At 50.6% G+C, this 22,915-nt stretch carries 23 protein-coding genes; 15 read left to right on the forward strand and 8 right to left on the reverse strand.

Going from position 1 to position 22,915, the window contains the following annotated elements; all coding sequences use genetic code 11:
- Nucleotides 1-83: 83 nt before the first annotated feature.
- The gene (locus FHT67_RS19295) at nucleotides 84-1,619 is read right to left on the reverse strand and encodes a sulfatase family protein (protein WP_167200820.1); all 1,536 of its coding nucleotides are present in this window, start codon (nucleotides 1,617-1,619) and stop codon (nucleotides 84-86) included.
- Between the two features lie 149 nt (nucleotides 1,620-1,768).
- Here FHT67_RS19295 and FHT67_RS30550 point away from each other — a divergent pair, with 149 nt between their 5' ends.
- Nucleotides 1,769-2,110 carry a helix-turn-helix domain-containing protein gene (locus tag FHT67_RS30550; protein ID WP_208403393.1) on the forward strand — a complete coding sequence of 114 codons (342 nt, stop codon included), beginning with the start codon at nucleotides 1,769-1,771 and terminating at the stop codon, nucleotides 2,108-2,110.
- 71 nt (nucleotides 2,111-2,181) lie between these two features.
- Here FHT67_RS30550 and FHT67_RS19305 read toward each other — a convergent pair whose 3' ends face one another.
- The 4 genes from FHT67_RS19305 to FHT67_RS19320 are packed head-to-tail and all read right to left on the reverse strand — an operon-like array spanning nucleotide 2,182 to nucleotide 6,324.
- The gene (locus FHT67_RS19305) at nucleotides 2,182-3,258 is read right to left on the reverse strand and encodes an acyltransferase (RefSeq protein ID WP_132311549.1); all 1,077 of its coding nucleotides are present in this window, start codon (nucleotides 3,256-3,258) and stop codon (nucleotides 2,182-2,184) included.
- Nucleotides 3,251-4,102: a D-alanyl-D-alanine carboxypeptidase family protein gene (locus FHT67_RS19310; protein WP_243867341.1), complete on the reverse strand. Its 852-nt coding sequence runs from the start codon at nucleotides 4,100-4,102 to the stop codon at nucleotides 3,251-3,253. The genes FHT67_RS19305 and FHT67_RS19310 overlap by 8 nt, the downstream gene beginning before the upstream one ends.
- Nucleotides 4,054-5,226, reverse strand: coding sequence for an alanine racemase (gene alr, locus FHT67_RS19315; RefSeq protein ID WP_132311551.1), 1,173 nt, complete (start codon nucleotides 5,224-5,226; stop codon nucleotides 4,054-4,056). Before alr ends, FHT67_RS19310 begins: the two co-directional genes overlap by 49 nt.
- A gap of 18 nt (nucleotides 5,227-5,244) precedes the next feature.
- Entirely contained in the window at nucleotides 5,245-6,324 is a 1,080-nt protein-coding gene (locus tag FHT67_RS19320) for a D-alanine--D-alanine ligase family protein (protein ID WP_132311553.1), read from the reverse strand.
- 192 nt (nucleotides 6,325-6,516) lie between these two features.
- Between FHT67_RS19320 and FHT67_RS19325 the strand changes: the two genes are divergently transcribed.
- The 14 genes from FHT67_RS19325 to FHT67_RS19390 all read left to right on the forward strand — a co-directional run bounded on the left by FHT67_RS19325 (nucleotide 6,517) and on the right by FHT67_RS19390 (nucleotide 19,493).
- Nucleotides 6,517-7,224 carry a response regulator transcription factor gene (locus tag FHT67_RS19325; RefSeq protein ID WP_132311555.1) on the forward strand — a complete coding sequence of 236 codons (708 nt, stop codon included), beginning with the start codon at nucleotides 6,517-6,519 and terminating at the stop codon, nucleotides 7,222-7,224.
- Nucleotides 7,214-8,344 carry a sensor histidine kinase gene (locus FHT67_RS19330; protein ID WP_132311557.1) on the forward strand — a complete coding sequence of 377 codons (1,131 nt, stop codon included), beginning with the start codon at nucleotides 7,214-7,216 and terminating at the stop codon, nucleotides 8,342-8,344. The genes FHT67_RS19325 and FHT67_RS19330 overlap by 11 nt, the downstream gene beginning before the upstream one ends.
- Before the next feature lie 40 nt (nucleotides 8,345-8,384).
- Nucleotides 8,385-9,356 (forward strand): Gfo/Idh/MocA family oxidoreductase, encoded by a 972-nt coding sequence (locus FHT67_RS19335; protein ID WP_167200822.1) that lies wholly within the window; start codon nucleotides 8,385-8,387, stop codon nucleotides 9,354-9,356.
- A gap of 187 nt (nucleotides 9,357-9,543) precedes the next feature.
- Entirely contained in the window at nucleotides 9,544-9,921 is a 378-nt protein-coding gene (locus FHT67_RS19340) for a BlaI/MecI/CopY family transcriptional regulator (RefSeq protein ID WP_167200823.1), read from the forward strand.
- A 5-nt stretch (nucleotides 9,922-9,926) separates the two neighbouring features.
- Nucleotides 9,927-11,714 (forward strand): M56 family metallopeptidase, encoded by a 1,788-nt coding sequence (locus tag FHT67_RS19345; RefSeq protein WP_167200824.1) that lies wholly within the window; start codon nucleotides 9,927-9,929, stop codon nucleotides 11,712-11,714.
- 106 nt (nucleotides 11,715-11,820) lie between these two features.
- Complete coding sequence (locus tag FHT67_RS19350) at nucleotides 11,821-12,174, forward strand: CidA/LrgA family protein (RefSeq protein ID WP_167200826.1); 354 nt, start codon at nucleotides 11,821-11,823, stop codon at nucleotides 12,172-12,174.
- Complete coding sequence (locus FHT67_RS19355) at nucleotides 12,167-12,853, forward strand: LrgB family protein (RefSeq protein WP_132311563.1); 687 nt, start codon at nucleotides 12,167-12,169, stop codon at nucleotides 12,851-12,853. Before FHT67_RS19350 ends, FHT67_RS19355 begins: the two co-directional genes overlap by 8 nt.
- A 215-nt stretch (nucleotides 12,854-13,068) precedes the next feature.
- Nucleotides 13,069-14,487, forward strand: a complete 1,419-nt coding sequence (locus tag FHT67_RS19360; RefSeq protein ID WP_132311567.1) for an ABC transporter substrate-binding protein — start codon at nucleotides 13,069-13,071, stop codon at nucleotides 14,485-14,487.
- A gap of 60 nt (nucleotides 14,488-14,547) precedes the next feature.
- Nucleotides 14,548-15,522 (forward strand): carbohydrate ABC transporter permease, encoded by a 975-nt coding sequence (locus FHT67_RS19365; protein ID WP_132311569.1) that lies wholly within the window; start codon nucleotides 14,548-14,550, stop codon nucleotides 15,520-15,522.
- Nucleotides 15,523-15,525: 3 nt separating this feature from the next.
- Nucleotides 15,526-16,380 (forward strand): carbohydrate ABC transporter permease, encoded by an 855-nt coding sequence (locus tag FHT67_RS19370; RefSeq protein WP_015847142.1) that lies wholly within the window; start codon nucleotides 15,526-15,528, stop codon nucleotides 16,378-16,380.
- Nucleotides 16,381-16,616: 236 nt separating this feature from the next.
- Nucleotides 16,617-17,192: a TetR/AcrR family transcriptional regulator gene (locus FHT67_RS19375; protein ID WP_167200828.1), complete on the forward strand. Its 576-nt coding sequence runs from the start codon at nucleotides 16,617-16,619 to the stop codon at nucleotides 17,190-17,192.
- A 106-nt stretch (nucleotides 17,193-17,298) separates the two neighbouring features.
- The gene (locus FHT67_RS19380; RefSeq protein WP_347880114.1) at nucleotides 17,299-17,649 is read left to right on the forward strand and encodes an oxidoreductase; all 351 of its coding nucleotides are present in this window, start codon (nucleotides 17,299-17,301) and stop codon (nucleotides 17,647-17,649) included.
- A gap of 71 nt (nucleotides 17,650-17,720) precedes the next feature.
- The gene (locus tag FHT67_RS19385) at nucleotides 17,721-18,494 is read left to right on the forward strand and encodes an SDR family NAD(P)-dependent oxidoreductase (RefSeq protein ID WP_167200831.1); all 774 of its coding nucleotides are present in this window, start codon (nucleotides 17,721-17,723) and stop codon (nucleotides 18,492-18,494) included.
- A gap of 384 nt (nucleotides 18,495-18,878) precedes the next feature.
- On the forward strand, nucleotides 18,879-19,493 hold the full coding sequence (locus FHT67_RS19390; protein ID WP_132311577.1) for a DUF1345 domain-containing protein: 615 nt from the start codon (nucleotides 18,879-18,881) through the stop codon (nucleotides 19,491-19,493).
- Nucleotides 19,494-19,653: 160 nt separating this feature from the next.
- Here the strand turns inward: FHT67_RS19390 and FHT67_RS19395 are convergent, their stop codons facing one another.
- The 3 genes from FHT67_RS19395 to FHT67_RS19405 are packed head-to-tail and all read right to left on the reverse strand — an operon-like array spanning nucleotide 19,654 to nucleotide 22,657.
- Entirely contained in the window at nucleotides 19,654-20,478 is an 825-nt protein-coding gene (locus FHT67_RS19395; protein WP_132311579.1) for a carbohydrate ABC transporter permease, read from the reverse strand.
- A 14-nt stretch (nucleotides 20,479-20,492) separates the two neighbouring features.
- Nucleotides 20,493-21,452, reverse strand: coding sequence for a carbohydrate ABC transporter permease (locus FHT67_RS19400; protein WP_132311581.1), 960 nt, complete (start codon nucleotides 21,450-21,452; stop codon nucleotides 20,493-20,495).
- Nucleotides 21,453-21,487: 35 nt separating this feature from the next.
- Entirely contained in the window at nucleotides 21,488-22,657 is a 1,170-nt protein-coding gene (locus FHT67_RS19405; RefSeq protein ID WP_243867343.1) for an ABC transporter substrate-binding protein, read from the reverse strand.
- Between the last annotated feature and the right edge of the window lie 258 nt (nucleotides 22,658-22,915).

Here is a 22,915-nt window from a genome sequence, read left to right on the forward strand (position 1 = left end):
CTGTAACGGGAAAGAGCCGGGTCTGCAGCATGCAGGCCCGGCTCTTTCCCAAGTCAGGGGATAGCCTCTCCTATTTACACAGCCTATGCGCCCGAGATGCGCGGCATCGGCATCGGTTCCTTGCCAAGCTCCGCCCAGATGTATTTGAGCAGCAGCTCGGATTTCAAAGCCGCGTATGCCGGATCGTCCCATAAGTTGTTAAGCTCGCTTGGGTCATCTTGCAGATCAAAGATTTCGCCGTAGGTCTGGTTGTAGTAAACCGTGATTTTATAACGCTGGTCGACGTACGTTTTTTGATGAATGGTTGTTGGCTCATGACGGAATTCGCAGATGGCATGGTCTCTGGCAGAGGATGCCGTCCCTTTCCATACCTCGCTTTGATCGACGCCGGTCATCGCATGCGGAATCGGAATGCCGCTGAGCGACAGGAACGTTGGCGCAAGGTCAACAAGCGATTGGATCGCGTCCGACGTTACTCCTGCCGGAACCTGTCCCGGATAACGCACGATAAACGGCAGGCGGATCAGATCCTCGTAATGGAAGCCGCCTTTGGCCTGCAGACCGTGCTGGCCGAAGAAGTGGCCATGGTCCGTCGTAAAGACGACAACCGTGTTGTCTGCAATGCCAAGCTCTTCGAGCTTGTCGAGGATGGTGCCGATATATTTGTCCATCATGCTGATCATGCCGTAATAGACGGCAACCAGCTTCTTCTTGTCGTAGTCGGTAAGCTTCTTTCTTTCGCCGTATTCATAATAATGATGCGAACGGTACCCGTGAATGCCTTTACCCGTTTCCGCCCAAGGGGAGAAGTCCGGATTGTCCATTTGCGTCAGGCCGAAATGAGGCGGGTTTTTGTCGTGCTCGCCTGGCACGATATCGGGAATGGTCAAGGAATCCGGATCGTACATTGTATCCCACGGCTCCGGCACCAAATATTCCGGATGCGGGTCGAAGAAGCTTGACCAGAGGAAGAACGGCTTGTCTTCTTCGGCGTATTGCTCCATAAGCGCGTTCGTGCGCTCCGCAATCCACGTATTGTAGTGGTACTCTTCTGGAATCGGCCACTTGTACGTAATGGCAGGGTCCATGGTTCCCGTAGGAGGAAGGAAATAATCCCGCCAATTCGTGCAGCCCTTCTCCTCCATCCATATGGCATAATGTTGGCCTACATGAGCTTCGTTCGTATGATTGCGCGTCAGCTCGACATGCTCGAACCCGTAGAAGGGCCCATGGAAGTGCTTCCATTTCTCCAGATCCTGCAGGACCGGGTAAGCCTCTATAGACGGGTATTCTTCCGTAGAAGACAGCGGCTGAAAATGGGCTTTGCCGACAAGCGCGGTCTTGTAACCGGCTGAGTTGAAATCTTCCCCGACGAAATGCCGGTCTTCCAAGAGCTTTGTTCCGAGCGTCCAAGCGCCATGCTGGCTTGGGTATTGGCCCGTAATGATGGATGCACGGCTTGGCGTACACGTCGGATTCGGGCAATAGGCTCTCGTAAAGGTTGTGCCGGACTGAATAAGCCGGTCTAAATTAGGCGTGCTTAATTCGTTATTGAAATAACCTAGCGTATTCCAGTGCTGCTGATCGCTAGTAATCAACAAAATGTTTGGTTTTTTCAAGGGAAAATCGCCTCCATGCCATTCATTGTAATGGAAAGAAGGCAGTCGTAAAATAGCATCATGTATGGTTGATTTACCAATTTGTCAGGTTAAGAGGCGGATTGCGGTGAATGGCAATGGTGCGGGGGCTTCGAAAACGCCGAGTTTTTGTGTATCGTCTATTGGCGGCTTTATGCCGGACGGTTTCGGTTCCCCATGCGTATGCCCGGAATGCCTCGGATTGGGTCAAGCAATGCATGTCCTATATCCGGCAGCATGCCACGGAAGGCATGACGGTTCAGCAGGCGGCTAGGGCAGCGGGGATGAACCGGACGTATTACTCCGTTGCTCTCTCCGAAAAGGCGGAGATACCGCCAAGCGAATTCATCACGCAGGCCCGGATGGAGTCTGCCAAGCGGCTTCTAGCGGAGACGGATGCCTCCATTACGGAGGTCGCTTATACGACCGGTTATTCCTCTTTGTATGCTTTTACGGGAACGTTTGAAAACTGATGCCAACAGGTTGCCCACAGTTATTCACAAACTTATGCACATATTAAGAGCGCTTTCTGTCGTACAACTGTTCATTTTCGCAATGTTATCCACTTGTCCACAGGGGCTGTTATCCACATCCGCATGGGATCTTTGAATTTTCGGATGATTGCCGACAGCCATGCGCTAAACGCGGACATCGCGATCGACAGCAGACAAACGGCGGCGAAATGAAGCAGGCTGTTTACTACAAACAGCCGTTCCAGATGCGCTGCTTTGGCTGCTCCGCGTACCAGAACAATGGCCAAGGGATGCAGGATATACACCCATGTACGCCACTCCCGGAACCTTTTGCTGGCCGGAACCTTCCACTGCATGGACCATTGGAACAGGAAATACGTAGCGGGAAGCGCAAACACATACATGCTGTCATGCCGCGGCATTCCAGACGACCGAAGGAGCATCCCTTCGACGAACATGAGTCCTAGCGATCCCGCAAACAAAGCCGCGTTCACGATCGGTTTGCTGGCGTGAGGAGGCTGTTTGGCTGCCCAGGCTCCCATCGCCAAATAAATGGGGGCGTAGAAAAGCCCGTTGCGGGTGTAATCAAACACCGTAAACATTCCTTCGTAAAGATGGGCCAGGCCTGCATGATTCTGCAGAATGCCGTAGTAACTGTCGCCAAGCAGTCCGACGATGTACAAGAGCCCGGCCGAAGCCAGCACCGCGTTCATCGGCAGGAACCGAACCATCGTGCAGGTTATCAACAGACCGATCATTAACGCCGGCAAATACCATAGATGATAAAAGGTTCCGTCAAACACGATGTCCTTAATGACGGAATACGCCGTGAAGGAATCGGAAAAATAACCGGTATACAGGTTGAGCGGAATGTACAGGACAATGGCAATTGCGTAGAGCTTTAAAATTTTCAACAGGTAGCCTTGAACAGCCTTTCGATCCGTTAAAGGATTTCCGGTCAGCTTGCGGAACAATAAAAATCCGGCCGTCATAAAAAAGACGGGAACGGCAATACGCGTAAGCAGATTGCTTACAAGAAAATCGGCGGAAGCGCTGTATGACAGAAGCGGGCTGGTATGATTGGCGACAACGAGGAGCGCGGCCGCGAATTTGAGCCAATCGAGTCCGCCGTAGCCGGTTCTAGACATGGGCACCCCTGCTTCTATCTCTGAACGCGGTCACGATAAAGCCGTCTATATTATTGCCGGACAAGTGGAACCGGTCGCAGGGGATAAGGGGAATGGACGTCGATTCTCCCGCATCCGCCGCGAAGTAGTAGATTTCGACCCATGTACGATCGTCCTCGAATAAAAGATGCTCGTTCCCGTAGGAAAAGCCTTTAAGCGCGTCAATATATTCCTCCAGGCACCAATCGTGCCGCTCCATAATCTCGGCATGGGGATAACCGATATAACGGAAATGCCAAGGCTCGCACGAGATTTGAGTAAGGGCTTCCTTGCCTTCCTTGTAACGTTGAATGAAACCAAAGCCTGCGGCAAGCTGCTTAAAGGACTTATAGACATCCGTGTCCGGGAACGCCGGCGCGATAAAATCGATCTCCTTGCCAAGCCTGCCGACGTCGATTGCCAGTCCCGTTTGATGCTCGCTCCGGTCGGGCAATGCGACATAACGCGTTGTGTAATCCGGACCGTTCTCAGCTAAGGACGAGCTGTAAATCTGCTCCTGATCATGCTTAGTCCGATAGCCGCTGACCGCGATAATATCATCGAGCCCTTCGCTGGCCGCAAGAAGCTCAGCCAGCTGCCGCAAGCAGGTTCGCTCCAAGCGCATGCCATCCCTCAGCGTATGAATCGCCGGAACGGAGCAGATTGGTGCCAAACGGTCCGAAGAGGGGATTTGCCGAATGGGATTTTCCCGATTAATCAAGACCAGATGTCCTTTATGAACACCGGAATTGGCGGTTTGAATAATTGTGTGGCTTGTTAGATGACGGCCTGACTCATGTCGCTTGGCCAAGTTGGTTTGTCCCATCTTGTTTGTACCTCCTCGATATCTTTATAGACTCTTGTTATCCGGACGCCAAGCGAAGTGGAGACTTCCTGCGCGACGCTTCCGATATGCGCCGCAAGCTCTGCGAAAGTAATACGCTGCCCCCCTTGCGTTCCGATCAAGGTAACCGGAGTTCCTTCCGCGCACGGTCCCGGAAGCTTGACCATCAGCTGATCCATGCAGATTTTGCCCACGATGGGGGCGCGATGGCCTCCAATCAGCACCTCGGTGCCTTGCATCCGCTGCGCCCAGCCGTCGGCATAACCGATCGGTACCGTTCCGATCCATTCCTCCTCTTCGGCCCGGTAAGAATTGTCGTAGCCGAGATAATCTCCTGCAGCCAGCTTTTTCACCTGAATCAGACCGCTGTGAAGACTTAAGGCAGGCTCCAGCTTAACCGGACAAGCAAGGCTTGCAGGGTAGAAGCCGTACATCGCCGCTCCGATTCGGACCATATCCATCGCCAGATGAGGAAATCGCAGCGCCGCAACGCTGCCTGCGCAATGATAATGACGAATCGCAAGTCCGGAGACGCGCGCCCATTCCTTCATATCGAGGAAGCGGGCAGCCTGCTGTTCCAGAAAACGGGTATCCTCCTGCCCGGCGGTCGCAAAATGCGTATAGAATCCGTCCACGTCCACATCCTCAGCGTGCAGCGACGGAACAAGCCTGTCCCATTCCTGCTTCGTCCGGATACCGATTCTCCCAAGCCCCGTATCCATCTTTACATGAATCCGCAGCCTGCCCGGGGAGCCGCAAGGCTTAAAGACCCGCATCTCGGAAAACCATTTGGCGCTTGTTACGGTTATGGAGAGGTCATGCCTCAGAGCCAATTGCGCATGCTCCGGCGGGATAGGCGTTAAGACGAGAATCGGCAGCGTTAATCCGGCATCGCGAAGCCGAATCGCTTCTTCCAGGTAGGCAACCGCCAAATAATCCGCGCCGGCCTTCATCGCAGCCCTGGCCGACTCGATGTCGCCATGCCCGTAGCCGTTCGCCTTCACGACAGCCATCAGCTTCACCGAACCGGGAAGAGACCGGCGAATGTTCAGCATATTCTCCCGAATACGGCTCAAACTAATTTCAGCCCAAGTTTCTCTTAACATAGGGCTCACCTCGCTCGCTTATTTGGTATATTGCAGCGTTTGTTTATTTTGGTGGCGGGCGACGGCATGCCCGATTAATTGTTCGATCAGCTCGGAATAAGCCGTTCCGTTCGTGCGCTCCCACATGACCGGGTACATACTGAAATTCGTAAAGCCGGGCAGCGCGTTTATCTCATTGAGGTACAATCGGCCTTCTCCGTCAAGGAAGAAGTCGACGCGGGCAAGGCCTTCGCAGCCATGGGCCTGATAGGCTTGGACCGCCAGCTCGCGGATTCGAGAAGTCAGGCCGTCCTCGAGCTTGGCCGGAATCTGCATGGTCAGCCGCTTGTCCAAGTATTTGGATTCGTAATCGAAGAAAAGATGGTCATGGATAAATTCGCCGGGCAGCGAGGCAAGCGGTCTCTCATTGCCGATAACGGCGACTTGTATTTCTCTGCCGGCTACTTCGCGTTCGATGACAATCTTTTTGTCGTAAGAGAATGCTTCGCGGATCCCGGTCAGGAGCGCTTCGCGGTTTGTGCACCGGCTGATGCCGATACTGGAGCCAAGGGAGGCTGGCTTCACATAGCACGGGTATCCAATGGCGTCCTCCGCCTTGCGTAACACGGCGTCCTCATCCGTGGCCCACTCCTCATGGCGGTATACCCGATATTCCGTCTGCCGAATGCCGGCTTGGGCCAATACCTGCTTCGACATCGCCTTGTCCAAGGTTAACGCGGCAGCCAGAACGCCATTCCCTACATAAGGAACGTTCACGAGCTCCAGCAATCCTTGTACCGTACCGTCCTCACCATTGGGACCATGCAGAAGCGGCAAGACGACCTTTGGGCCGGGCAGCGCCATGATGCCAGACAGAATTTCCCCAATGGAACGGGCAGGATCCGAAAAGGCCGGCAGCTGGGTCAGCCTTTCAATCGTCAACCCCTCCTTGGCCAGACATCCGGGCGGCGAGCACCATAAGCCTTCGCGTGTAATATAGACGGGATAAACCTCGTAGCGGCTTTGATCAATGGATTGAAGGACCGTAACGGCCGTTTTTAACGACACTTCATGTTCGGCGGATTTACCTCCGTACAGCACGTATAACTTTGTTTTCATCTATTCATACCTCCAGGTAGAGTTTTTGTCCGTTGCTCTATATCCAAGATAACGCGCTGGGCCCAAGAGATTCGTAAGACATCCTAAAGGAAACCTTAAGAATTTCTTATTTGTGATGGGGGGTGTCCGCTCCGCAGACTATTTCTGATACACTATAGCCACATTCATTAACCATATAGACGGGGAGATCTCATGAATACCATTCAAATACTGATCGCCGACGATGACCTCGAAATCGCGGAGCTGATCAAAATCTATCTAACCAACGAAGGGTACCAGGTGCTGATTGCGGGCAACGGCCGGGAAGCCATGGAGCTGATCGCCAAGGAATCCGTCCAGTTAATGATTCTCGACGTTATGATGCCGGAGATGAACGGTCTCGAGGTGGTCCGGGCGGTACGCGCGGAGTACGGCATTCCGATCCTGATGCTAAGCGCCAAGGCGGAGGACATGGACAAAATCATGGGGCTGACGACGGGCGCGGACGATTACATGGTGAAGCCGTTTAACGCGCTGGAGCTGATTGCCCGGGTGAAGTCGCTGCTGCGCAGGTCCATTTATTTGAATCCCCAGCTTCAAACGGCGCAGGATCAGGACAAGGACATCATTCAGCTGCATTCGCTGAAAATAAGCAAGAAATCGCATACGGTAACGGTGGAGGACCGCGGCATCAATTTAACTTCAACGGAGTTTGATATCCTGTACTTGCTGGCAAGCCATCCCGGGCAGGTCTTTAGCGCGGAGGCGATCTTCGAAGCGGTGTGGAAGGACAAGTTCCTGGAGTCCAATAACACCGTCATGGTTCACATAAGCAAGCTTCGGGATAAATTGGAGAGCGAGCTGGGCGGCGTCAAGCTGATTCAGACCGTGTGGGGAGTTGGGTATAAAATTGATCCGTAAACCGTGGAAAAGCCTTCGTTTCAAAATGCTGTATCTATTCGGACTTAGCGCGTTTGGGGCATTCATGTCGTCAGGCCTTTTGTATCTGGTCGCGGTCGCCGCGTACAGCGCCGATATGATTTATCTCTCTCCTTTGCTGAGGGAGGTGCTGGATAAATTTGGACTATTAACAACGTTTATCTCGGTTACCGTTATCTTTTTTTTCATCTATTTCTTCGCTTTAAGCCGTTCGACTATTCGCTATCTGGTGCGGATTTCGCAAGGAATCGAGCGGATTGCCGGCGGGGATTTCGAATCCCGATTGCCGGTGCGAGGCGGAGACGAGCTGGGGGCGTTGGCGGAAAATATCAATAAAATGACGGCTCAGCTTAAGCTCTCCATCGAGGAGGAACGACGCACGGAACGGACGAAAGCCGAGCTTGTGACGAACGTGTCCCATGATTTGCGCACGCCTTTAACGTCTATTGTCGGGTACTTGGGTCTGATCGAAGAAGACCGTTACCGGGATGAGGTGGAGCTGAGGCATTACGTTCAAATCGCTTACGAGAAATCGATTCGTCTGAAAACGATGATCGATGATCTATTCGAATATACGAGGACCAGCGGCGGAATAGGGCTAAGGCTGTCGCCGATCAATCTCGTAGAGATGATTGGCCAATTGTCGGCACAATTCCGCTTGCAATTCGAGCAGGCAGAGATGAAATGCAGATTGACCCTTCCGGATCATCCGATCCTTATCGATGCCGACGGAGACAAGCTTGTCCGTGTGTTCGAGAATCTGATCGTTAACGCCATTCAATACGGAAAAGAGGGCAGGCAGATCGATATCGCGGTCCGGAGCGAGAGGTGGCTTGCCGTCGTCGAGATCGCGAATTACGGCGAGCCTTTGCCGGCTTCGGTTATTCCGCTATTGTTCGAACGGTTCTATCGCGGCGAGCAGTCCCGCTCCCGGAATACGGGCGGTTCAGGTCTAGGCCTTGCGATTGCGAAGAATATTGTCGAGCTGCATCATGGCCTGATTTCCGCGGCGAGCGCCGAAGGGAAAACTTCGTTTAAGGTCGAATTGCCGCTTGGCGGCAAAGATCTCCTTGACATCCACCGGGGGGCAGGTAAACATTAGGGGGAAGGCATAAAACTACGACGTAAGGTGGGAATGTAGAGTGACTCTTCGGATTGGTATTGCGGGAACAGGCTGGTTTGGACGGATGCATGCGGAAAAGCTTGCTGCGATGGATGGGGTAAGCGTCAGCGCGTTTTGCGGGACAAGCCTCGACAAGGCGGAAACGGCAGCAAGGCCTTATAGCGATGCTCGCGGTTACGACACGATTGAAGCGATGCTTGAGGACCGCAAGCTGGACGCGGTTTATATTTGCACGCCGCCATTTGCTCATGGCGAGATTGAATTAGCGCTTGTGGAGCGGGGGATTCCTTTCCTCGTCGAAAAGCCGATTGGCGTAGACGAGGAGACACCTTCCCGGATCCGTCAGGCGATTGCGGATAAAGGACTTATTACGTCGGTTGGTTATCATTTCCGTTATATGGACAGCACAAACCAGGCGAAGGAGCTCCTTGCGGACCGCACGCCGCTGATGGCCCTGGGCCAATGGATGGGCTCGATGCCGGGCGTATACTGGTGGCGCAAGATGGAGACCTCCGGCGGACAGTTTGTGGAGCAGACGACGCATATCGTGGATTTGACCCGTTATTTGCTTGGCGATGTGAATGAAGTCTATGCGGCGTATGGCAGCAGACATATGGCTCAGGTGGAAGAGGGCGTTACGGTGCCGGATGTCGGTACGGTAACGATCAAGCTGGCGAGCGGGGCCGTTGCCACGATCAGCAATACTTGCGCGATTCCGGCCGGGGGCCATGCCGGACTTCAAATCTACACGAACACGGGCGTGCTGCAGGTTACGGGCGAAGCCCTGGTGGATATCGAAGCCGATAAGAAAACCGAGTACAAATCCTCGAACAATCCGTACGTACGGGAGAACGAAGCTTTCCTTCACGCAGTAAGAACAGGCGACAGCAGCCAAATTCTGTCCACTTACGAGGATGCTTGGGAGACGCACCGCGTAACCATGGCAGCCAATGAATCGGCAAGAACGGGCCTGCCCGTTAAGCTGAGATAGCTGTTTGACGGCGCGTAATAAAGTTAACATAAAGGTGCTTATCGTTATTTGACGATAGGTACCTTTTTTTGCGTTACAGGTTTGCGGGGTTAAAGGTTAGCCTTGACAACCATTGATTACAATCGTAGTATTGACTACAGCTGTAATATTGATTACATATGTAGTCGAGGAATGGAGGCAGAAGCCCATGAAAGAGATGTCGCGCATCTCCGATGCGGAGTGGGAAGTGATGAAGGTGTTGTGGACGAAATCGCCAATGAGCGCAAGCGAGGTGATTGAGGATTTGGCAGGCGTTACCGATTGGAGCCCCAAAACCATCAGAACCCTGCTTACCCGGCTGGTTCAAAAAGAGGTCGTAACCTATGATTCAAAGAGCAAGCCCTATGTCTATTCTCCGCTCGTTACGGAAGAAGAAACGACGAGGGCCGAAACGGAGTCGTTCTTGAAACGGCTGTACGGAAGCGTTGCCTTGAAGCCGATGCTGGTTAATTTTTTAAAGCACGAGAAATTGTCTAAAGAAGATATTGAAGAGCTGAAAAGCATTCTGGACGAAAGAAAGGATTAAGACAGATGACCGTTCGTCTTTCCGACTTTTTTGCTTGGATACTGTCTGCCTCGCTGATGGCCAGCGTATTGGTCGTTCTTATTTTGGTTGTCAAAGGGCTGCTGCGAGATAAATTAAAGCCTAGATGGGGCTATCTGCTGTGGCTTCTCGTGATTTTACGGCTAGTGCTGCCGTGGACTCCCGAAAGCTCGTTCAGCATGTATAATATCTTTCATCTATTCGGAGAGAAGAATCATTTTGCAGCCGCGAACGAAACGGCAATCACTCCTGCAGTGAAACCGGCGATTGAGGGAGTTATTCCTGCGCCAATGCCCCATACCTCTCAAGATGCGTTAGCAGCTATTCAAAGTGATCCGACGATTAAAGAACCGGCTTTGCCTCTGAAAGTCGCTTCAATTATTTGGCTGGTTGGCACGGTTGCTTTCCTTGGTTTTATGTTCAGGACCAATCTGCGGTTTGCTAAGAAAATAAAAGGTGAACAGTCCATATCGGACCCAGACATCACGGCTTTGTTTGAACGCTGCAAAGAAGAAATGAACCCGCGCCGAAGTCGAAGGATCACGTTAATACAGACGAATCGAATACCCAGCCCTACCTTATTTGGATTATTTAAACCAAAGCTGCTATTGCCGGACATAGCTTTAAAAACGTTAAGCGAGGCGCAGCTGCGGTATGTGTTTCTGCATGAACTATCGCATGTGCGCCGAAAGGATATTGCTTTGAACGGGACCATGAACCTTTTGCTGGCTCTGCATTGGTTTAATCCTCTTCTCTGGTATGCCTATCACAAAATGCGGGTAGACCAGGAGTTAGCCTGCGATGCGTTGGCTTTATCGAGAATGACACCGGAGGAGTCCAAAGAGTACGCCTTAACGATTATTAAATTGTTAGAGCTGTTCGCTAAACCTATTCATCTGGCAGGGGCTGCGAGTATTTTGGGGAATAAAAAGGAGCTCAAGAGAAGACTGTTGATGATCACTTCACCCGTGAAAAATTCCTATAAGTGGTCTCTAGTTGGCGTTGCGGTCCTCTTGTTAATAGGAGGTGCTGCATTAACCGATGCGAACTCGAAAGAGAAGCATAAGGAGGTAACTACGCAAATAGCGGATGCTGCAATAGAAAACCTGACTACGGTTTGGGCAGACGCGCTTAAGACGCGGGACGGGAAACCCCGTTATGACATGATGTCCGCTAAAGCGAAGGAAAAGTTCGTACAGGAACAGGTCAACAGGAGCGGCCAGGACTGGAATTATAATATAGGCGTTTCGAGCCCTTGGGTGATCGATTACCGTAGTAAAGTTAGCGGGATGAATGCCGTTATTACCTATGTCACGCAAACCAGCGAGCCTGCCTACTATAAGACGGTGGAGTCTGTTACTTTCGTCAAGAAGAAAGGTGAACTTGTTGTAGATGATTATCAGACCCTGCTTGAAGGGGAGCTGATTCCTACAAATACGAAAATATCAAAAACAGATTATGAGAGAATGAGCAACATAATTATTGCAGTTAATAAAGGTGAGCTTCCTGTTTCGGCTCTTAAAGACGCCGGGCCATTACTTAAAAGAGAAGGCCGCTTAGTCGACTTATCTATTTCTGTTAGAGAGCAATATATGAAAGGGCCGGATTACCAGCTTATTTCAAAAGATGAGTTCACGAAAATGTCTGACATTGTTACCGAAGTTAATGCCGGAAACCTGCCTGCTGAGGCTCTTAAGGATGCCGAGCTTTTGCTCGAAAGAAGTCCAAATATGATCACACCGGAAACGCGGGCGAAATATTTAGCTTTTAAATAACAGCTTCACGCAAGGGCCTCCCGATAATTATCGGCGGGCTCTTTATCGTTATTCACCTTGCTGGTAAGCTAGTAACTAGCACTTATACGATAAAGGAGAACCAACAATGAGAGGACTTGCCATCTTGCTGGGATACACCCTATTGGGCAACGCGATACACTCCCTGCTGTCCGTGCCGATCTCGGGGAACGTTATCGGAATGGTATTGCTCGTCATCAGCCTGTTTGCAGGCTGGATGAAGCTGGCGTGGATCGAGGAGACCGCGCAATTTTTTCTGAAGCATATGATGATCTTTTTTGCGCCCGTTATCGTGGGCACGATGATGTTTTTTGGCTTAATAGGAGATCAGTGGCTAGTCATAGCGGTTGCGCTCTCCGCCGGCACAATAATCGTCATTCTAGTTACAGCCTGCGTAACGGCATGGCAAACCGGAAAGGCCAAGGAACGTACCTATGAATGAAGCCTGGTTTCAACAGCCGTTGTTCGGCTTTACAATCACCGTATTATTTTATGTCGGAGCCCAGCTCCTTAATAGCCGCTATAAATGGTTAAACCCTCTGTTCGTAACATCGGGAGGCATTATCCTGCTGCTGCTGCTTTGCGATATTCCTTATGAGGCTTACCAAGCGGGTGGGGACATCATTACCTTTTTCCTTGGACCGGCTACGGTTGCTTTAGCGGTTCCCTTTTACAAAAACTTTCAAAAGCTGAGAGATCAGCTTATGCCCATTGTTATTGGCGTCAGCGCCGGATTGGTATGCGGGCTGCTTGCGGTATGGGGAATCGTTCATTTTCTCCATGGTTCGAAAGAGGTCATGCTCACCATGCTGCCTAAATCGGTAACAACGCCTATTGCGATAGAAGTTGCCGATTTGCTGGGCGGAACGCCCGAGCTGGCTGGCGTGTTTGCCGTACTGACGGGTCTCCTCGGCAGCATGGTTGGACCTGGCATCCTCAAAATGTTAAGATTCCGCAGCGATTTGGCCATTGGAGCAGCCATGGGGACGGCGGCACACGGCATCGGCACAGCGCGCATTATGCGAGACTCCGAGATCCAAGGCGGCATCAGCGCCTTTGCCATGGGGTTGTCGAGCATCTTGACGCCGCTGTTTTGCATACCGCTGATTTGGTGGCTGTAATATAAAAAAACAATAAAAAGGTACCTATCGTCCGTCGACGAGAGGTGCCTTTTTTCGTTACCGCGTGCCTACGACTTTGGGAATAAAAACCAATAAAAGTGGAATTTTTCCCAATAATGGATTCCTTACGCCTGTCAGAAATTGGTCCTATAATTATGAATGCGGTTACAAAATAACGCACAAAAAAACAAGGATCATTAAAAGGGAGGCAAAGCATGAAACGAATGAAACGCGCTTTAATGGGGATCTCCACATTGCTTGTGATGACAACAGCTCTCGCAGCGTGCGGCGGAAACTCAAACTCGAATTCGAATTCGAACGCAAACTCATCTAGCCCAAGCCCGACAGCATCTGAGACAGCATCAGCGGAACCGGCAAAAAGTGACGGCAAGAAAGTCACGATCAACCTCTGGAGCTTCACGGATGAGATTCCGAACATGACGAAAAAGTATCTCGAAACTCACCCAGACGCAAACGTAGAGTTCAAAACAACCGTAATCGCAACAACCGACGGCGCTTATCAGCCTGCGCTCGACCAAGCACTGGCAGGCGGCGGCAGCGATGCTCCGGACATCTACGCAGCCGAAGCCGCGTTTGTTCTCAAGTATACACAAGGTGACGCATCTACTTATGCCGCTAACTATGCGGACCTGGGGTTGACCGACCAAATGGTTAAAGACGCGGGTATCGCCCAATACTCCGTTGATATCGGCTCGAAGGACGGCCAGCTGAAAGGTCTTGCTTACCAAGCAACCGGCGGCGGCTTTATCTATCGCCGTTCGATTGCCAAGGACGTATTCGGAACGGATGACCCTGCAGCCATCAAAACGCAAGTTGGCCCAGGCTGGGATAAATACTTCGCGGCAGCCGAGAAGCTGAAAGCGAAAGGTTACGCGATTGTATCCGGCGACGGCGACATCTGGCATCCAATCGAGAACAGCTCCGACCAAGGCTGGGTTGTGGACGGCAAGCTGCATATCGACCCTAAACGTGAGCAATTCCTTGATTTCTCCAAAAAGCTGACAGACAACGGCTACAGCAACGGAACGCAGGACTGGCAGGAAGCCTGGTACGCGGATATGTCCGGCGCAGGCGCAAAACCGGTATTTGGTTTCTTTGGTCCGGCATGGCTTATTAACTACGTTATGAAAGATCAAGTCAAAGATACAAACGGCGACTGGGCAGTTACAGAACCGCCAACTGGCTTCTTCTGGGGCGGCACATGGCTGCTTGCCAACAAAGACGTAACGAAGGACGATGCGAAGAAGAAAGCGGTAGCGGACTTCATCAATTGGGTTACGCTCGATACTTCCGAGACAGGTCTCCAATACTACTGGGCGAACGGCACGATGAAGGAAGGCGAGCAAGGCACGAAGGACAGCGTAGCTTCTTCCGTCGTGATGTCGAAGTCGAACGGCGAAGTGGCATTGCTCGGCGGACAAAACATGTTTGACGCATTTGTTCCGGCTAACGCCAACGCAACGGGCAAAAACCTCACGCAATACGACGAATCGATCAACCTGATCTGGCGCGACCAAGTCCGTGCTTACGCTTCCGGCAGCAAGAGCCGCGAGGCTGCACTGAAAGACTTCAAGCAAACGGTTAAAGACCAACTCGGTCTCGAAAGCGAATAATAGGCGCCAAGGGGCGGGAGCATGATCCCGCCCCTTTATATCAATTGATGGGGTGAGAGCATGCGCCGCAAGGGAGTCAACTACTCGAAATACGGCTATATTTTCAGTATTCCTTTTATACTAGCGTTTCTTATTTTTTCTTTGTATCCAACACTGTACACGGCCTTTATCGGCTTCACGGATATGAAGGGGGTTATTCCGAAGCAGGTTCATATTCTGGATAATCCGTTTGGAAATTTCAAAGACCTGATTCTTAACAACGTTTCGTTTAAACAATCTCTTGTGAACACCTTTGTACTCTGGATTGCCAATTTCATTCCGCAGATTGGGCTTGCGCTTTTGCTTACGGCTTGGTTTACCAACAAACGCCTTAATATTAAAGGGCAAGGCGCGTTTAAAGTTCTTCTCTACATGCCGAATATTATCACGGCGAGTACGATCGCCGTGCTTTTCAGCACCTTGTTCGCTTATCCGATGGGGCCGGTGAACAGCTTGTTCCACGCGCTGGGGTGGAGCGATGCTCCCATTCAATTTCTTCAGGATAAGAACACGGCAAGGGGCATTGTTTCGTTCATCCAGTTCTGGATGTGGTACGGCAATACGATGATTATCCTGATCGCAGGCGTAATGGGGATTAACCCGGCACTCTTTGAGGCGGCGGCCATTGACGGAGCAACGGGCACTCAAACCTTTTTCCGCGTGACTCTGCCAAGTCTTCGAACAATCCTGCTGTACTCGCTTGTTACCTCCATGATCGGCGGGCTGCAGATGTTTGATATTCCGCAGCTGTTCATCACACCTGCTGGCGGTCCGGATAATGCCACGCTGACGACATCGGTATTCATCTACGGGCAAGCGTTCAAGGGAGCTTATATGTATAACAAGGCCGCGGCGGCCAGCATGATTATGTTCCTCATAGCGGCCGTATTGTCCGCGCTCCTGTTCTATCTGATGCGCGACCGCGGCGAGGCGAAGCTTAGAAAGCAGCTAAAGCTGCAAGAGAAAGCTGCAAAAGCAGCGGCAAAGGGGGTGTGAGGGATGGCGAAAATAGAGAGAACAGCAACGGTCTCCCGGGGCATCAACAAGACCATTATCTACATTGTCTGCATTGGCCTTGCGCTGCTTAGCATCCTTCCATTCTGGGTGATGTTCGTGAATGCAACGCGTTCTACGGCGGAGATTCAAAGCGGACTGTCATTGATTCCTTCCACGCATCTCAAGACTAACTGGGATGTGCTGACCAGCAAAAGCTTTGATCCGTTAAAAGGGTTCTTGAACTCGTTCATTATTTCGGCTACATCAACCGTCTGCGCCGTTTATTTCTCTTCTCTAACGGCCTACGGGCTTGTTGTGTACAATTGGAAATGGCGTCAAACTTTCTTCACGTTTATCCTGTGCGTGATGATGATTCCGGCGCAGGCCAGCGCGATTGGCTTCTATCAATTTATGTACCAGCTGCATTGGACGAACAGCTTCCTGCCGCTCATTTTGCCTGCGATCGCGGCTCCGGCCATCGTATTCTTCATGCGCCAATACCTGCTGGCAACCCTCTCTTTGGAGATTGTTGAAGCATCGCGCATTGACGGTTCGGGCGAGTTCGCAACCTTTAACAAGATTATCATTCCGATTATGATGCCGGCGGTTGCGACGCAAGCCATCTTCGCTTTTGTGGCAAGCTGGAACAACCTGTTTATGCCTCTCATCCTGCTCACGGACAAATCGAAGTATACGCTGCCGGTTATGGTCAGCCTGCTCCGGGGCGATATCTATAAAACGGAGTTTGGCTCAATCTATATGGGCCTGGCGTTAACGGCCTTGCCGCTATTCGTTATTTACTTCCTGTTATCCCGGTATATTATCGCGGGCGTAGCGCTTGGCGGGGTTAAGGAGTAGCGTGGTTATAAAATCGAAAGAGGCTGCCTCAATGGGCAGTCTTTTTGTTGTCTTTATTGGGTTGACTGCAACGCCAGACGAAGTAGATCCGCAAATACGGGAAGACTACTACTATGGATCGACTGGCCTCTGACATTATTCATTCTATACAAACTGTGTTAAAATTGATTTGTCATTTTTCAACCGGTAGACGGATACTGAGCTCGAGTAAAAGAAATCATAAAGGGTGTGTCGAGATGTCGAAACTCCAAGAGATTATTACTGTTTCCAGAAGAATCATTTATTATAAGGGCTACCAAGCTACATCGATAAGCGATATTTTGGACAAGGCTCGCATCGGCAAAGGTCAGTTCTATCACTACTTTTCGTCCAAGCGCGACCTTGGTCTTGCCGTCGTCGATGATCTGGTTAAGGAATGGGATAGGGATGTATTCGAAGATATTTTCGCATCCAACCTTGATCCTATTGAGAAATTAAATAAAATGCTTGATAGGACGTTAACCATCCATACAGACGAAGAAGGGAAATCGGGTTGTCCCGCAGGGAACCTTGCCATCGAGATGAGCGAACACGACGAGACGTTTCGGGAAAAAGTCCAATATATATTTGACCGATGGATTTCCTCGATCGAAGGTGCGCTCAACGATCTGAAAGCACAGGGGCATCTAACGTCGGACATTGATGCCAAACAGCATGCACGAGCCATCGTATCCATGATCGAGGGTGCCATTTTATTAAAGAAAAGTCAGAAAGAAGCCGACTTTCTCACAAACGCCATCGCGATCATTCGCTCGCAATATCGGCTTTCTTGATTCGCGATGACTTCCGATTTTTTCTATTGCGCAACTAAAACAGTTTTGTTATGATCGGTTTGTACCGAACGGTAGGTACAGATACATCGATCAGGAGCTGGATTATATCCATGTCTCTCTGCATAATTTCTTTTCTAAGCCCCTCCGAGGCACGGAAAGTAATAAATCCCGGATGGAAATCCTGAAAGAGCTAGTAGGAAACCGAACTGTACTCATTGGCGTTGGCGAAATTACGACTCCGGAGCAAGCTGCAGCCGCCCTATCTTCCGACGTGGAGCTTGTCGCACTTGGAAGAGCGCTTCTACTCGACCCGGACTGGCTTGGCAAGGTTCGAGATGGTCGAGAAGATCAACTTAAGAACAAGTTATTCCAAAGAGACTTACCGGAGCTCTTATTTCCTAAGAAAATGTGGGAGCACCCTGATATTCTCCCATTAATCCAGGCTGCTGACGATTAAGAGAACTTACTTGATATTTTTCCGGAGGAGAGGTTAAGCCTTTCCTCCTCTTTTATAGGAGGAATATGTTTATGAAAACGGTTAAATTCGATTTAAATGAAAAGGTAGCTCTCGTTACCGGTGCGGGCCGGGGGATTGGACGAACGATTGCCGAAGGGTTGGCACAAGCGGGGGCTGATGTCGTTTTGACTGCGCGGACCGAAACGGAGGTACTAAAGGCTGCAGAAGAAATACATCTTGCAACCGGCCGGCGCACGCTCGGAGTTTTATGTGACGTTACGGATAAAATCTCCATTCATTCAGCCGTTCAACGGATATTGAAAAGCTTTGGGAAAATTGACATTTTAGTTAATAATGCCGGGACGAATGTACGCCATTCCGCTTTTGATCTTAGTGAGGAAGAATGGGATTTCGTCGTCGACACCAATTTGAAATCCGTTTTTCTTATGTCTCAGGCGGTAGGAACTCATATGGTAGAACGCCGAAGCGGACGTATCGTCAATATCGCGTCCGCAGCATCCGAATTAACGTTATCTTTCTCATCGGCATATGGGCCAAGCAAAGCGGGCGTCGTACATTTAACAAGACAGCTTGCCAACGAATGGGCTAAATTCGGAGTTACCGTAAATGCAATCAGCCCTTGGTTTTTCCGAACTTCTCTTAACGAAAAGGCTCTTGATGATCCGGATAACAAAAAGTTAATCGAAGAGCGTACGCCAATGGGAAGGTATGGCAGTGTCGAGGAATTAGTCACCCCTGTCGTATTTTTTTGCCTTGAAGGTTCGGGTTATATTACAGGTCAAAACTTGTTTGTTGACGGAGGAACTGCACATTACGGCGTCTGATAAACTTCGTCCTCTAGCGGCTGCTACACTTTAAAACTCTATGGGTAGTCCGCGAATCCCGAGTGGTTCGTCCGGACGAGCGAAAGACGGCGACCATTTGAAATGTAATCGCCAATAATACGACCTCGGGAACAAGAAGCTGCGTAGTGTATGCTTATTACTCTACCGAGGAGAAACCAACTCCGCTAGAAATAAAAATCCTAGACTAAGTTAACGGAGAACTTTATTTCAAAAAAACACAAAATAGCAGCCGATAGTTCATCGGCTGCTATTTGTGTTGAAGTAACGGGCAGCATCGTTGGAACATAGTATTCTTTATAAGACTGAAACAACTCATCTTAAAAAAGAGGGTGGGAATTACGAGCAAGAAGGGGATAAAAGCGAGTGAAACGGCATTCGTCGAGATGGGGATATTTTACTGTTATTATAGTCATAAGTATCTTACTTAGTTATCTACCGGAAAAACTGACTGTTTTGCAGAGTTGGACATTGCCGGCCCTTGCTGTTTGCATGCTTGCAACTCTCATAATTTCCATTTTGAGGCGACACCACGAGTGGATACGAACATTCGCGATCATTACAAACAGCATGGTGATGCTCGGGCTTATCAGTAGTGTCGTTATCCTCTTGCATCAGCTTTTTACGCATGTTGCAAGTGCAAGTGAGTTATTCGGAAGTGCATTGGTACTTTGGGTGACTAATATATTCGTGTTTTCCGTCTGGTACTGGGAAATCGATCGTGGCGGACCAAATGCAAGAAATGAACAAGCAGAACGTATTCCGGATTTTCTTTTCCCTCAAATGACTCGTGAGGATTTGAAAGCCTGGAGCCCGGCTTTTTTTGATTATTTGTTTCTGGCCTTTAACACAAACACCGCGTTTAGCCCAACAGATACACTCGTATTGTCGAAAAAGGCCAAAGTTCTAACGATGATGCAGTCCTCCATCTCACTCGTAATTGTAGCGGTACTCGCGGCGCGGGCGATTAACATTGCATAATCATTCAAATAACTCGACCGCAGCATACGCTAGTCATCCAGCATTGGCAGTACAGATCATTGACGGCTGTTTTTTTATGATGCTTAAGAAACCAGAAACCCGGGCGTCTTGTTAAAAGCCCCGGGTTTCTCCACGCATAGGTGATGGCCTTGCGGCAAGGTCAGCTTTTGATCGCGCCGGCCGCAATATCGGAAATAAACTGCTTGCTGACGAACAGGAACAATATAATGAGCGGGATAACCGCCAACAGCGTGCCCGCGACGACCATGGCATAATCGGTCACATAAATGCCGTTCAGGGAGGAGAGCGCCACCTGCAGCGTAAATTTGCTTTCGTCGTTCAGAATAATCAGCGGCCAGAGATAATCGTTCCAGGAACCGATGAAGGTAAATGCTCCCAGGAAAGACAACGCCGGGCGAAGAATAGGGATGGTGACGTTCCAGTAGAGCCGGAAGTAACCGCAGCCGTCGATACGTCCGGCATCTAACAGCTCGGATGGAACGGCTTCCTGCGCGTATTGGCGAATCCAGAAAATGCCGAATGCATTGGCCATGCCGGGAATGATCAATGCTTTGAATGAGCCCACCCACCCGAACTTCGCCATGATGACGAAGGAAGGAACGAGCGAGAGCTGCGACGGCGCCATCATTGTGGCGAGCAACAGGACAAACAGCCATTTTTTGCCCGGAAAATTGAATTTAGCGAACGTAAAGCCGGCCAGGGAATCAAAAAACAAGACGAGCAAGGTGCTGCAGGAAGCTACGAACAGCGAATTGAGAAACGCGCCGACAAAATCGACATTATCGAACACCCGCGTCACATTGCTTATTAAATGCGTCCCGAACCAAAACTTGGGCGGGAAGCTGTAAATTTCCGCCGTCGTACGGGTGGCCATGACGGACAACCAGTAAAAAGGAAAGATCGAAATGACGAGTCCGATAATCAGCCCGAAATATAGCAGGATGGCAGACTTTCTTTTAACCATGCGTATCACCTCGTTTATTCATCTTTGGCACCGCCCTGAACTACCCGCCAGTTGAAGATCGAGAAGAGGGCAATTAATATGAACATACCCCAGCCGACGGCGGAGCCGTAGCCGAAGTAATTGTTCACGAATGCCTCCCGGTACAGGTAGAGAACGATGGTCAGCCCCCCGCCGCTAACGCCGCCGTCGTTGCCGACGAGCACCTGCGATTCGGTGAAGATCTGCATGCCTCCGATGGTAGAAGTAATGACGGTGAAAAGAATAATCGGCCGCAAATTCGGGATCGTAATGCGGAAGAACGACTGGATGCCGGTTGCTCCGTCAATTTTGGCGGCCTCATAGAGGACAGTGGGGATGCTTTGGAGTCCCGCCAAATAAATGATGGCATTGTATCCGACCCAGCGCCAGATGACCATGATGGACACCGCCAGCTGGATGCCCCAGGTCTTGTTCAGCCATTCCACGGGGGAAAGGCCAAAGAGGGACAGGAAATAGTTCAGCAGCCCGTAATTGTTGGAGAATACGGTGCTGAACACAATGGCAACCGCAACGAGCGAAGTGACGTTCGGCAAGAAGTAACCGATCCGGAAGAAGGTACGAAACCTCGTGAACGACGCATTCAGCAAAAACGCGATGATAAGCGCGAAGAACAGCATCGGAATGGACGAATAAATCCAGATCAAGAGCGTATTGCCTACCGCTTTCCAAAATTCGGGATCGGTGACCATGAATTGATAATTGTTGAGACCGTTAAAGGTCATCGTGCCAATGCCGTCCCATTTCTGGAAAGAAAGATACATCGAGAACAGAATCGGAAATAAGCCGAAGACGGCAAACAAGATATAAAAGGGGGAAATGGCCAGGTATTCTTTTCGGTGCTTCCAAATTTCAGACGCCAATCCTCGCTTCCGTACAGAGAGCTGCATGGAGCTTCCGGGATCGATTTGAGTTCGGTTCTGTAATGGTTGAGCCATAAGAATCTACCTCCATTGTGCGATGGTATGAGGCCTTAACGCAGCAGCTCCTTTTTCACTCTGGATAGCGCGTCTTTCCAAGCCTTATCCGGGTTTTTGCCTTGAAGGGCAACCGATGACAGCTCACGGTTTACGATACCGTTTAGGTTGGAGTATTTCGTCCCGAAATAGGCAGGCTTCACGTTGCGCGCGGACTCCGTAAAAATTTCACCGGTAGCTTGGCCGCCGAAAAACTCCTCTTGCATCTTCATGACATCCGAATCAAGCGCCTTGGAGGCGGAAGGAAACAGATTCAGTTCCTTGAAGCTGGTCACCTGGTTCTCGGAATTCAGCAGCCACTTCATCACTTCGAAGGACTCCTTCGGGTATTTGCTCGTTTTCATAATGGCGAGGAAAGAGCCGCCGTTATTGCCGTCTCCGCCCGGAGCTCTCGCGACGCGCCACTTGCCCGCCGTATCCGGAGCCGCGTCCATTAGAATTTGTTTAGCCCATACGGCGCCAACGAAGGATGCGATCTTTCCGTTGTTCATTGCCGCGTTCCACTCGGTGGAGAACGTGCCTGCATTGGCGAGCAGGTCCATTTGCGAGGCTTTTACCGCAAGATCCCACGCTTTCTTCATGGAAGAGGAGGGATCCTCGCCAATGAAATTTTCGTTTTTATCAAAATAAACTTTATCCGACTGCGAATTGACCTGGTTATACACCTGTCCAATGTTGTCAAGCAGCTTCACCTTGCCGCCTAACGCCTTCTGAAGCTTCTCGCCCGCGGCGAAGTAGTCTTCCCAAGTGCCCATCATCCGATGAACCTCTTCCGGGTCGGTTGGAAGCCCCGCTTGATCGAACAAGTCCGCGCGGTAAAATAAGGCGGTCGGGCCCGTGTCGATCGGCATGGCGATCATTTCGCCCTTCGGCGTGACCCCAAGCTGCCATTTCCAGCCGAGGTAGTCCCCCTCGATGTCCTTTGCTCCGAGGTCGTACAAGTTGTAGAACCGGTCGGCGCTTGGAAACAGCTCGGTAACCCAGTCGTTAAAAGCCACGATATCCGGGCCGCCGCTGCCTGCGGCGAGCGTCGTTTTCAGCTTGGATTTGAAGTCGCCCCCGATTTTTTGGGCGTTGATGCGAATGCCCGGAAACTGCTTCTGGACCTCGTTGATCAGGTTATCGTCCAGACTCCGGTTCCAGTACCAAAGGGTAAGCGTTTTCATTTCGCTGTTAGATGAAGTTCCGTTTGAACATCCGCTAATTATGAAAACTAGAAGCAATAAACACGTTAATAATCCTCGGTATTTTGCCATCCTTTTCGGCCTCCCATCGCGGCATTTTGGTACTGCGGCAACCTCACCACCTCTTAAAAACCCTGAAATGTGTGTTCGACTTATAGAACATTATAGACGCATCCCATTCGATTTTGAACTCGCTTTCCCGAAATGAGGCGATGGTAGGACACCGCCCGAAATGCCATT

The organism is Paenibacillus sp. BK720 (genome assembly GCF_011761545.1).
In the GTDB taxonomy this organism is placed as follows: domain Bacteria; phylum Bacillota; class Bacilli; order Paenibacillales; family Paenibacillaceae; genus Pristimantibacillus.

Coding starts and splice junctions, on each gene's coding strand:
- FHT67_RS19305 (WP_132311549.1), bottom strand. CDS start 3,258: ATGTCTAGAACCGGCTACGGCGGACTCGATTGGCTCAAATTCGCGGCC.
- FHT67_RS19310 (WP_243867341.1), bottom strand. CDS start 4,102: ATGGGACAAACCAACTTGGCCAAGCGACATGAGTCAGGCCGTCATCTA.
- alr (WP_132311551.1), bottom strand. CDS start 5,226: ATGTTAAGAGAAACTTGGGCTGAAATTAGTTTGAGCCGTATTCGGGAG.
- FHT67_RS19320 (WP_132311553.1), bottom strand. CDS start 6,324: ATGAAAACAAAGTTATACGTGCTGTACGGAGGTAAATCCGCCGAACAT.
- FHT67_RS19325 (WP_132311555.1), top strand. CDS start 6,517: ATGAATACCATTCAAATACTGATCGCCGACGATGACCTCGAAATCGCG.
- FHT67_RS19340 (WP_167200823.1), top strand. CDS start 9,544: ATGAAAGAGATGTCGCGCATCTCCGATGCGGAGTGGGAAGTGATGAAG.
- FHT67_RS19345 (WP_167200824.1), top strand. CDS start 9,927: ATGACCGTTCGTCTTTCCGACTTTTTTGCTTGGATACTGTCTGCCTCG.
- FHT67_RS19350 (WP_167200826.1), top strand. CDS start 11,821: ATGAGAGGACTTGCCATCTTGCTGGGATACACCCTATTGGGCAACGCG.
- FHT67_RS19355 (WP_132311563.1), top strand. CDS start 12,167: ATGAATGAAGCCTGGTTTCAACAGCCGTTGTTCGGCTTTACAATCACC.
- FHT67_RS19360 (WP_132311567.1), top strand. CDS start 13,069: ATGAAACGAATGAAACGCGCTTTAATGGGGATCTCCACATTGCTTGTG.
- FHT67_RS19365 (WP_132311569.1), top strand. CDS start 14,548: ATGCGCCGCAAGGGAGTCAACTACTCGAAATACGGCTATATTTTCAGT.
- FHT67_RS19370 (WP_015847142.1), top strand. CDS start 15,526: ATGGCGAAAATAGAGAGAACAGCAACGGTCTCCCGGGGCATCAACAAG.
- FHT67_RS19375 (WP_167200828.1), top strand. CDS start 16,617: ATGTCGAAACTCCAAGAGATTATTACTGTTTCCAGAAGAATCATTTAT.
- FHT67_RS19385 (WP_167200831.1), top strand. CDS start 17,721: ATGAAAACGGTTAAATTCGATTTAAATGAAAAGGTAGCTCTCGTTACC.
- FHT67_RS19395 (WP_132311579.1), bottom strand. CDS start 20,478: ATGGTTAAAAGAAAGTCTGCCATCCTGCTATATTTCGGGCTGATTATC.
- FHT67_RS19400 (WP_132311581.1), bottom strand. CDS start 21,452: ATGGCTCAACCATTACAGAACCGAACTCAAATCGATCCCGGAAGCTCC.
- FHT67_RS19405 (WP_243867343.1), bottom strand. CDS start 22,657: ATGAAAACGCTTACCCTTTGGTACTGGAACCGGAGTCTGGACGATAAC.